12 protein-coding genes and 1 pseudogene are annotated in these 10,065 nt (G+C 52.7%); 5 read left to right on the top strand and 8 right to left on the bottom strand.

The window, feature by feature from the left end; translation table 11 throughout:
• Positions 1–43: 43 nt before the first annotated feature.
• The 3 genes and pseudogenes from AB7E14_RS14640 to AB7E14_RS14650 all read left to right on the top strand — a co-directional run.
• Positions 44–250, top strand: a pseudogene (locus AB7E14_RS14640) (hypothetical protein); the annotation flags it as partial.
• A gap of 53 nt (positions 251–303) precedes the next feature.
• A complete protein-coding gene (locus tag AB7E14_RS14645) occupies positions 304–573 on the top strand; it encodes a hypothetical protein (RefSeq protein ID WP_058586924.1) in 270 nt (89 codons plus the stop codon).
• Positions 574–635: 62 nt separating this feature from the next.
• Positions 636–776, top strand: coding sequence for an RHS domain-containing protein (locus tag AB7E14_RS14650; RefSeq protein ID WP_081048465.1), 141 nt, complete (start codon positions 636–638; stop codon positions 774–776).
• Between the two features lie 16 nt (positions 777–792).
• Here AB7E14_RS14650 and AB7E14_RS14655 read toward each other — a convergent pair whose 3' ends face one another.
• The 4 genes from AB7E14_RS14655 to xapA form a co-directional block, all read right to left on the bottom strand.
• A complete protein-coding gene (locus AB7E14_RS14655) occupies positions 793–1,437 on the bottom strand; it encodes a hypothetical protein (RefSeq protein WP_316962718.1) in 645 nt (214 codons plus the stop codon).
• Between the two features lie 276 nt (positions 1,438–1,713).
• On the bottom strand, positions 1,714–2,598 hold the full coding sequence (locus AB7E14_RS14660) for a LysR family transcriptional regulator (protein ID WP_046402133.1): 885 nt from the start codon (positions 2,596–2,598) through the stop codon (positions 1,714–1,716).
• 98 nt (positions 2,599–2,696) lie between these two features.
• A complete protein-coding gene (locus tag AB7E14_RS14665; protein WP_316962719.1) occupies positions 2,697–3,953 on the bottom strand; it encodes a nucleoside permease in 1,257 nt (418 codons plus the stop codon).
• Positions 3,954–4,017: 64 nt separating this feature from the next.
• Positions 4,018–4,851: a xanthosine phosphorylase gene (xapA, locus tag AB7E14_RS14670; RefSeq protein ID WP_042999916.1), complete on the bottom strand. Its 834-nt coding sequence runs from the start codon at positions 4,849–4,851 to the stop codon at positions 4,018–4,020.
• A 236-nt stretch (positions 4,852–5,087) separates the two neighbouring features.
• Here xapA and AB7E14_RS14675 point away from each other — a divergent pair, with 236 nt between their 5' ends.
• Positions 5,088–5,429 (top strand): FlxA-like family protein, encoded by a 342-nt coding sequence (locus AB7E14_RS14675; RefSeq protein WP_316962720.1) that lies wholly within the window; start codon positions 5,088–5,090, stop codon positions 5,427–5,429.
• Here the strand turns inward: AB7E14_RS14675 and AB7E14_RS14680 are convergent.
• Positions 5,420–6,346: a LysR family transcriptional regulator gene (locus AB7E14_RS14680; RefSeq protein WP_042999914.1), complete on the bottom strand. Its 927-nt coding sequence runs from the start codon at positions 6,344–6,346 to the stop codon at positions 5,420–5,422. The two genes, AB7E14_RS14675 and AB7E14_RS14680, sit on opposite strands and share 10 nt — an antisense overlap.
• A gap of 89 nt (positions 6,347–6,435) precedes the next feature.
• Here AB7E14_RS14680 and AB7E14_RS14685 point away from each other — a divergent pair, with 89 nt between their 5' ends.
• Positions 6,436–7,434, top strand: coding sequence for a bile acid:sodium symporter family protein (locus tag AB7E14_RS14685; RefSeq protein WP_316962721.1), 999 nt, complete (start codon positions 6,436–6,438; stop codon positions 7,432–7,434).
• On the opposite strand, the gene AB7E14_RS14690 is transcribed toward AB7E14_RS14685, so the two are convergent.
• The 3 genes from AB7E14_RS14690 to zipA all read right to left on the bottom strand — a co-directional run.
• Positions 7,431–7,649 carry a DUF3820 family protein gene (locus AB7E14_RS14690; RefSeq protein WP_042317684.1) on the bottom strand — a complete coding sequence of 73 codons (219 nt, stop codon included), beginning with the start codon at positions 7,647–7,649 and terminating at the stop codon, positions 7,431–7,433. The two genes, AB7E14_RS14685 and AB7E14_RS14690, sit on opposite strands and share 4 nt — an antisense overlap.
• Position 7,650: 1 nt before the next feature.
• Positions 7,651–9,666 (bottom strand): NAD-dependent DNA ligase LigA, encoded by a 2,016-nt coding sequence (ligA, locus tag AB7E14_RS14695; RefSeq protein ID WP_316962722.1) that lies wholly within the window; start codon positions 9,664–9,666, stop codon positions 7,651–7,653.
• Positions 9,667–9,738: 72 nt separating this feature from the next.
• A partial coding sequence (zipA, locus tag AB7E14_RS14700; protein ID WP_428169629.1) for a cell division protein ZipA occupies positions 9,739–10,065 on the bottom strand: 327 nt, incomplete at its 5' end.

A 10,065-nucleotide genomic window follows, 5' to 3' on the forward strand; every position in this document is an offset into this window, starting at 1 on the left:
ATATTCTTCTCCTGGCAGTGTGTGCAGTAATTGGCGGGGCTGAAGCGAGGACGGTCAGGCGGTGCAGCTTCCGGCTGCGTTGACGACGATGCTGGACAGGCTGGAGGGTAAGCTGAGGCGCAACGCGGTAAGTGTAGAGAGCAGGCAGTGGCTGGCGGGATGCGGGCTGACGGTTGCACAGATGGCGGGGCAACTGGAGCCGGAGTACACACCCCAAAGGAAAATCCATCTTTACCACTGCGACCAGCGGTTAGGTGGCGAAATTCAATATACTGATGCTGGTCCTGTTTAATAAGGTTCTTTATGAAAAAGATAGACTTTATGATGTTAATGTCCTTTCCAATGGAATGGTTATATTTTGATATGTATCCTGATTCTTTGTTCTTAAAACAACTTAACGGATATACGGTTGGGCATGAAGAAAGCTCGGAACATGATCGGAATGGCGCATTTCATTGGTGGCTAAAGGCAAATCCACCCAAGGATGAACTTATGAAATTAGTTAGGTTGGCATTTCTCGATCCTGATCAATTTTTATCCGAAGATATTATTCGGCATATAAAAAATCATTGAATTTTGATTATGATGTTGATGCTCTTATCAAAAACTTACGTGACGAAAAAAAATCGCAGTAAGTGAAGATAGTTGAGATAGTGGTGCAACTGGAGCCGCTGCATGAACCGGAAATTTACCTGTATCACTGCGACCATCGTGGACTGCCGCTGGCGCTGATGGGGACAGGTGGTGAAACGGTATGGCCGGCAGACTATGATTAGTGGGGGACCTGGAACATTACACAGCTTGAATATGCATCCATAAAATAGATTGGTATTTATCCAATAACTCTTTTCTTATACTAAAATCAACTTGACCATGTTTTTGATACTGACTTAACTTTTCATATTCCGTAAGTCCATATTTTTTCAATAACCAGTAATCAGCAATCATTGCCGCTTGTTGCTCCATAGAGTAAAAAATAAAATGAGGCTCATCAAGATGATATGAATCCCAGCGTGTTGATGCATAGGTATTATCATGAAAAGAAGAGTCATACCGATAATATTGCCAGACAAAAGACATGGCAAATATAAACAAATGAGGATATTTTACAGAATCATGGAAGTTTGTATAATCGGCTGAAAAATCAGATTTATACTCGTTTACACTCAAAAGAATCTCACCATTTCTGGTATTGGTTATTACTTTAGATTGATACCTTGAATGATTGTGGTCGCAATATATTTTTACTCTGTCGTAGTTGATGATATTCTTAAATAGAGTTTGCGCCAGTTTTAACTCTCCGGAGGTTAACGATCTGAATAATATAGGATCAGCCCCAGAAGATAACCCTAATCGTTCCTGACAGTCTCTCAGAATAGTGCCTTCATGATCAAAAGAAGCGTTTCTTAATATCCTTTCGCACATAACAACCTCCATTTATTTTACTTCAGCATACGCCCCGAACGGAAAAATTCAATAAATAATAACAAATTTAAATTTCACCTTCCGCATATACATTGCTACATTTTCATTTACCTAAATTGTGAATAATCCTTGCGGAAATTGGTTCAAACATATATTCCCAGCGTCACCATCAACCGCATAGGATCATTTGGTGATGCTATACAATGATTGGTCTACGGCCAGACGTCCTGGCACCACAACGGGGATCGGTTCGGGTACGTTGAAGCAAAAAAGTACGCGATGTACCCGTTACGCCGTTAAGGCATTAATCATGTGTTCCAGTGCGGGTGTCGCCTGTTGCTGGTCATACACGATGTACAAATCAGCCGGAATACGCTCTTCTAATGGACGGAACACCACACCCGGCCAGTTCATCTGCGCGTAGCTGTCGGCAATCAGCGTAATGCCAATTCCCATACTGATCATCGCCAGTACCGTTTGCGGTTCCATCACTTCACGTATGATCATCGGAGAGAACCCCGCACTCTGGCAAACGCGTTGCAGGAATGCCCAGTCAGTGTGAATCGAAGGCATGGTGACGAAGTATTCATTGCGCAGGGCTTCTAATGGTACGGCCTCCCGCACAGTCAGCGCATGCTCTTCTGGCATCGCCACCAGAAAAGAGGATTCATGCAAGCGCAAGCTGGTAAACCCAGGCGCCGGTTCCGTTGCCATTCGCCAGATGCCAGCGTCAAGCTCACGCCGCTCAAGCATGGCCATCTGCATCGCTGGCATATTTTCACGAAACAGCACCTCAACGTTAGGATTGTCCTTCAGGAATCGCCGCATTACCGGGCGCATTTTTCCCCACATCGCCGTGCCGATCACGCCCAGTTCGATCCGCCCTGCCTCACCGCGCCCGATCTGTTCGACGCGTGCTAACACCTGGCTGGCGCTGGAAAGCAGACGTCGTGACTCTTCCATCAGGATTTTCCCTGCATGGGTCAACGCTACGCTGCGCGAATGGCGGATAAACAGCAGCGTGCCGAGCTCCTGTTCCAGCTCTTTAATATGAATACTCAATGGAGGCTGCGACATATTCAGACGAGCGGCGGCGCGTCCAAAATGTAACTCTTCGGCGACAGCAAGAAAATAACGCAGTAACTTGAGATCGATACGAGGCGTGCGTTCCATGGGTAATGCGCTCCTGGGGAGAGGACTGATGCGCCAAATTACCACATTGCGTCGCAGAACAGGAACGACGGGCAACATATGCCCGCCGCAAAGGGGGATTAACGGGCCAGCGAGGGCTGTGCCTGCTTTTCAGGTTCATGCTTGTACTTAAAGCACAGCGCAAAAATCACCGCCAGCGCCAGGGCATACGCCGCAAAGACCAGCCAGATAGTTTGCCAGTCCTTCACGCCATCCACTGAGAAGTAATCCACCGCCATACCGCTCAGGATGGAGCCAACCCACGCGCCGACGCCATTGACCATCGTCATAAACAGCCCCTGCGCACTGGCACGAATTTTCGAATCCACTTTCTGTTCAACGAAGACCGAGCCTGAAATGTTGAAGAAATCGAATGCGCAACCGTAGACAATCATCGACATCAGCAGCAGAACAAATCCGAGTGGAGACGGGTCGCCAAAAGCAAAGAAGCCAAAGCGCAATGTCCACGCCAGCATGCTCATCAGCATGACCGTTTTGATGCCAAAGCGTTTGAGGAAGAACGGGATAGTCAGAATAAAGCCGACTTCCGCCATCTGCGAGACAGAGAGTAAGATGGACGGGTATTTCACCACAAAACTGTCGGCAAACTGCGGATCGCGGGCAAAGTCGTGCAGGAAGGGGTTACCAAAAACGTTGGTAATTTGCAGCACTGCACCCAGCATCATGGCAAACAGAAAGAAAATCGCCATCCGCGGATTTTTAAACAGCACGAACGCATCCAGCCCCAGCTTACTGGCAAACGACGCGCTCGCTTTCTTCTCGGCGACCGGAATTTTCGGCAGCGTGAGTGCGTAGGCAGCCAGTAGCAGCGATGCGCCAGACGCAATGTACAGTTGCGCACTGCTCAGCTCCAGGCCCATCAGGCTGACGGTCCACATCGCAACGATAAAACCAATCGTGCCAAAAACGCGAATAGGCGGAAATGCCGTCACCGGATCCTGCCCTGATTGCGCCAGACAGGAATAAGAGACACTGTTGGAAAGCGAAATCGTCGGCATGAAGGCCATTGCATTGATCAACATCACCCAGAACATGGTGTCCGGATCGGTCACCGTCGTCGCGTAGAGCAGCGCGCCCGCACAGAGCAGATGACAAAGCATATAAGCACGCTCTGCCCGCAGCCATTTGTCCGCAATAATCCCCATAATGCCGGGCATAATAATCGCCGCCAGCCCTTTTGAGCTGTACACCATACCCACGTTGGCACCGGTAAAATGAAGGGTGTTAATCATGTATGAACCCAGGGTGACCAGCCAGCTTCCCCAAATAAAATATTGCATAAACGACATGATCTTTAATCGGGACGCAATACCCATTTTTTTCTTCCTTGCCGTAGAGTACGAACCCCGCCTGCTGGCGGGGTCATTATTATTATCGGTTTCAGGCCAGTTTGCGCAGGAACCCGCAAATCAGGTCGATAAAGTTCTGACGTGAAAGTTCAGCCGCCGCCAGGGTTTGCGCGTGCGAGAGCTTCACATCCCCCAGCCCTTCCGCCAGATTGGTGATCGCCGACACGGCAACCACTTTCAGTCCGCAGTGGCGGGCGGTGATAACTTCAGGTACCACCGACATCCCCACCACATCGCCGCCAATAATCTGCATCATGCGAATCTCCGCGGCCGTCTCAAAGTTAGGTCCCGGATAAGAAACAAATACGCCTTCGCTCAGCGTAAAACCCTCGTCGGCAGCTACGGTCTGTAAAATCGCACGATAATCGGCATCATAGGCATTCGCCAGCGAGAAGAAACGCTCACCAAAGCGTTCATCGTTCGGCCCAACCATCGGCGTTCCCGGCATGGTGTTGATATGGTCACTCAGCGCCACCAGACTCCCTGGCCCCACTTCCGGACGCAGAGACCCCGCCGCATTGGTGCAGAACAGCAGTTCGCAACCCAGTAGCTTCATGGTGCGAATAGCGTCGGTCATCACGGTCATGCCGCGACCCTCGTAGAAGTGCCCGCGTCCTTTCATACAGGCGACCGGAACCCCGGCCAGATGACCGAGCACTAACTCACCGGCATGCCCGTGAACGGTACTCACCGGGAACCCAGGCAGCTTCTCGTAAGAGATCGCCACCGCATCTTCTATCTGCTCGGCCAGCGCGCCTAAACCCGATCCAAGGATAAAAGCTACGCGCGGCGTGAAGTCAGGTTTATAGCCGCGGATAATATCAGCGCTGTTCCAGGGATTCTGGGAAAAGTGGGAGTCGGTCATGAGATGTCCTTATAATCAGCTAGTCACTCATTGAGTGAGGGAGGTAATGGTTATAGCGAGAGTACGCAATCGATTACCAATACAGTTTTCCCGGATGATCGATAGCAAATGTATATCAATCCTGGGCCCGGCAAGCACGTATGAAGGCTAATTGTCCCTGCCAGAAATAGGAGGATGCACTGAAGGTCTGTCTTTTTATGCCGATATCGTAGGTTTAATGACAAAAGGAAACCACGATGACCACCATCAACGTCTCAACCCCTTCCGTTCAAAGCGGCGGGAGTAGCGCAAAAACCGCTTCAGGTAACAGTACCGCCGCGCAGATCGCCCAGATTGTGGAGAAAATCACCCAACTGACGCAGAAGCTCAAAGAGGTGCCGGATAGCACCGGCAGCACGGAAGATAAGAAAAAACAACAAGAAATGCTCCAGACACAGATCAAAGTGTTGCAGGCACAACTGGCGCAGTTACAGCACCAGCAGGCCGAAGAAGCTCAGCAAAAGCAGGAACAAGCCCAGGTAAACGCGCAAGGCGTTAATCATCCTTCCGACGACCATCAGATTGATGTTTATATCTGATAAAGTGGATCCTGCGCACGTAAATTTGTTAATGCATTCGCCTGGGTGCGGACCACTTCCCACAGCGCCTGGGCTGCTGTCGACAGCGAGCGATTCTTGCGCCGTGCCAGCATCAGTTGTCGTTCCACCACTGGCGTCAGACGCTTCACCTGCAAGTGACTCCCCTGGGGCAGCGGTAACGCCAGCGCAGGCAAAATGCTAATACCTATTCCTGCTTCTACCATCGGAAACAGCGTCGCCGGATGACCAATCTCCTGCACAATATTGGCCTCTATCGCAAAGTGCGCGAGCGCTGCATCAATGAGCGGTCGACTCCCCGATGCATAATCCTGTAAGACCAGCCGTTCCTCCCGGAGATCCTGCCAGTTCACCCATTCCCGTGTCGCCAGCGGGTGTGACTCATGGCAAAGCAGGAGAAAAGGCTCGGAGAGCACAGCTTCACATTGCAGATCGCTCACCGCCCCCGGATCAATCACAATGCCAAAATCCACTTCTCCCTGGCGGATACTCTCCAGTACCCACTGCTGCGGTCGATCGTGCAGGACAAAATCGATCGCCGGATAGCGCAAGTTACTTTGCGCAATGCACTGCGGAATGAGATGGGCGGAGATCGTCTGGCTTGCCGCCACGCGGACCGTCCCGGTGAGTTGCGTGCCCACCCTACCCGCTTCACGCAGCGTGATGTGTAGCTCATCCAGCAGTCGCTCCAGACGACCCGCCAGTTGTTGACCGGCGTCCGTCAGCACCACTTCTCGCGTCGTGCGATCCAGCAGTTTAACGCCCGTCTGGCGCTCTAGCTCTTTAATACTGTGGCTCACTGCCGACTGACTCAGGCCAATGCACTCGCCTGCACGGCTAAAACTTTTTTCCTGGGCTACAGTGACAAACACCCGAAGTTGACGCAGTGAATAATTCATCGATTCGATTCATATATAGATGCAATAAATCAATTTTATTTCTCAAAATGAAAAACGCAAAATAAGGACATCGAATTCCTGGAGTATTTATGAATATTTTTCGTATCCTCGATCCGTTTACGCTGACCCTGATTACGGTCGTCCTGCTGGCCTCATTTTTCCCCGCTGAGGGAGATTTTGTGCCTGTTGTTGAAGGCATCACCACCGCGGCCATCGCGCTCCTGTTCTTTATGCACGGAGCAAAGCTATCGCGCGAAGCCATTATCGCGGGCGGCAGTCACTGGCGGTTACACCTGTGGGTTATGTGCAGCACCTTCATTCTGTTCCCGGTGCTCGGCGTATTGTTTGCCTGGTGGGCGCCGGTCAACGTTGATCCGATGCTGTACACCGGCTTTCAGTATCTGTGCATTTTGCCCGCTACGGTACAGTCGGCGATTGCCTTTACGTCGCTGGCGGGAGGAAACGTTGCGGCGGCGGTCTGCTCAGCCTCAGCCTCCAGCCTGCTGGGGATTTTCCTCTCCCCGCTGTTGGTTGGTCTGGTGATGAATATTCATGGCGCAGAAGGCAGTCTGGAGCAGGTCGGGAAAATCATGCTGCAACTGCTGTTGCCGTTTGTGCTCGGACACCTTTCCCGCCCGTGGATCGGCAAGTGGGTCGCACGAAATAAAAAATGGATTGCGAAGACCGATCAAACGTCAATTTTGCTGGTGGTTTATTCCGCCTTCAGCGAAGCCGTCGTGAACGGGATCTGGCACAAAGTGGGCTGGGGATCGCTGCTGTTTATCGTCGTGGTCAGCATCGTGTTGCTCGCCATCGTGATTGCTGTAAACATCGTTGTGGCGCGCAAATGCGGCTTCAACAAAGCCGACGAAATCACGATTGTTTTCTGCGGGTCGAAAAAGAGTCTGGCAAACGGCGTCCCCATGGCCAACATCCTTTTCCCGACGTCCGTCATTGGGATGATGGTGCTGCCGCTGATGATCTTCCACCAGATTCAGTTGATGGTCTGTGCGGTACTGGCGCGCCGCTATAAGCGCCAGACCGAACAGTTACAGGCGCAGCAGGACAGCCGCGCCGCCAAAGCTTAAAGCGGGCGCTTCAGGGGCTGAACCAGCTGGCTCAGCCCTTCGGTTTTGATTAGCAGCGTAATTTGCATCAGCTCGCCCAGTTTACCCGCCGGAAACTCATCCTTGCGGGCAAACCACAGCAGATACTCTTCTGGCACATCGATCAGCCGACGCCCTTTATATTTACCAAACGGCATCACCGTGTTGGCAATCTCAACGAGCTGCTCTTTCTCCATCTCAGACACCCAGCAGGCGGAGCATTTCCGCTTCGTCAATCACTGCAATCCCCAGCTCCTGCGCTTTTGCCAGTTTGGAACCGGCCGCTTCGCCAGCAATAACCAGATCGGTCTTCTTCGAGACGCTGCCCGCCACTTTCGCGCCGAGCTCCACCAGCCGCGCTTTAGCATCATCGCGCGACATCTGGCTCAGGCTTCCCGTCAGCACTACCGTTTTCCCGGCAAATGGACTGTCAATCTCCTCCGCATTGATCACCACCGGTGCAGGCCAGTGAACGCCTTCGCCCAGCAGTTGCCCGATGACTTCGCGATTGCTCTCTTCAGCAAAGAAATTGAACACATGGGTGGCGACCACAATGCCCACATCGGGGACTTTTTGCAGCTCGTCAATAGACGCCGCTTCCAGCGCTTCCAGAGTACCGAAGTAAGCGGCCAGACCGGCGGCCGTAGCCTCTCCAACTTCCCGGATACCGAGTGCATACAGGAAGCGCGCAAAGGTGGTCGATTTCGATTTTTCCAGCGCCTCCACCACGTTTTGCGCCGACTTCGGCCCCATTCGGTCGAGACCGGTCAGTTTCCCGGCGGTCAGACGAAACAGGTCCGCCGGCGTGTGGACATACTCTTTCTCGACCAGTTGGTCGATAATTTTGTCGCCCATGCCGTCCACGTCCATCGCCCGACGAGACACAAAATGCTTGAGCGATTCTTTACGCTGCGCGCCGCAAATCAAACCGCCGGTACAGCGAGCAACCGCTTCACCTTCCACGCGCTCAACGTCTGAACCGCATACCGGGCAATGCGTCGGAAATGCTACCGGACGCGTGTCGTCCGGACGTTCGGAAAGCACCACGTTGACCACCTGCGGAATAACATCGCCAGCACGGCGAATTACCACCTTATCGCCAATGCGCAGGCCAAGACGTTCGATTTCATCGGCATTATGCAGCGTGGCGTTACTCACCAGCACACCCGCGACCTGTACCGGTTCAAGACGCGCAACGGGAGTAATTGCTCCGGTGCGTCCGACCTGGAACTCCACGTCACGAACAAAGGTCATCTGTTCCTGCGCCGGGAATTTAAAGGCCACCGCCCAGCGCGGCGCACGTGCGACGAAACCCAGTTGCTCCTGTAGCGCCATCGAGTTGACCTTAATCACCACCCCATCGATGTCGAAACCCAGCGTCGGACGGTCCTCTTCCACCTTGTGGTAAAACGCCAGCACCGCTTCCGGCGAGTCACACAGCGTCACGCGATCGCTGACCGGCAACCCCCATGCTTTGAATTGCAGCAGACGCCCCAGATGAGTATCAGGCAGTTCGCCGCCTTCCAGCACGCCAACGCCATAGCAGAAGAAAGTGAGTGGTCGCTTCGCGGTGATACGCGGATCGAGCTGGCGCAGCGAGCCCGCCGCCGCATTACGCGGGTTAGCAAACAGCTTTCCGCCCGTGCGGCGAGCATCTTCATTGATCTTTTCAAAACCCGCCTGCGGCAGGAAAACTTCGCCTCGCACTTCCAGACGCGTCGGAATGTTATCGCCGTGGAGTTTCAGCGGAATGGCGCGAATAGTCCGCACGTTTGAGGTAATGTCCTCACCGGTCGTACCATCACCACGCGTCGCTGCACTCACCAGCACCCCGTTTTCATAGAGAATGCTGACCGCCAGACCGTCCAGTTTCAGCTCACAGCACCAGGTGAGCTTGTCGCTACTCTTAAGACGGTCCTGCACGCGCTTGTTAAACGCCAGGAAACTCTCCTCATCAAAGACGTTGTCCAGCGACAACATCGGCACTTCATGACGAATCTGGCTGAAAGACGCCAGCGGCGCAGCGCCCACGCGCTGGGTCGGAGAGTCCGGAGTAATCAGCTCCGGGTGTTGCGCTTCCAGTTCACGCAGCTCACGCATCAGGCGGTCATATTCTGCATCGGGGATTTCCGGCGCATCCATCACATGGTAAAGATACTCATGATGGCGAAGCGTGGTTCGCAGTTCGGTCAGTTGTTGTTCGATTGATTCCATATCGCACCATCAATGATAAAAAACCCCCGACAGGCGGGGGTTCAGAAAGGAAGTTGTCGTGCCTTGAGTGTATCAGGCGTTCGCGTCTTTCACTTCGCGGATACGGTCCTGATACTCGCGCAATTTTTGCGGCGTCATCATCCGACGCTGATCGTCGAGCACCACACCACCGACTTCATCGGCAATATGCTGTGCGGATTGCAGCATCAGTTTGAAGTTCTGCAGTTCATCGCCGTAAGACGGCACCTGCATAAAGATGGTCACGCCCGGCGTGGTGAAGTCGACCATTTCTGGATCAAACGTACCCGGGTTAACCATATTCGCCAGGCTGAATAACGCCGGGCCGCTGCCATCCGGACTCAGATGACGATGGAAAATATTCATGTCGCCAAACTTGAA

The organism is Citrobacter sp. (assembly GCF_050252275.1).
GTDB lineage: Bacteria > Pseudomonadota > Gammaproteobacteria > Enterobacterales > Enterobacteriaceae > Citrobacter_A > Citrobacter_A amalonaticus.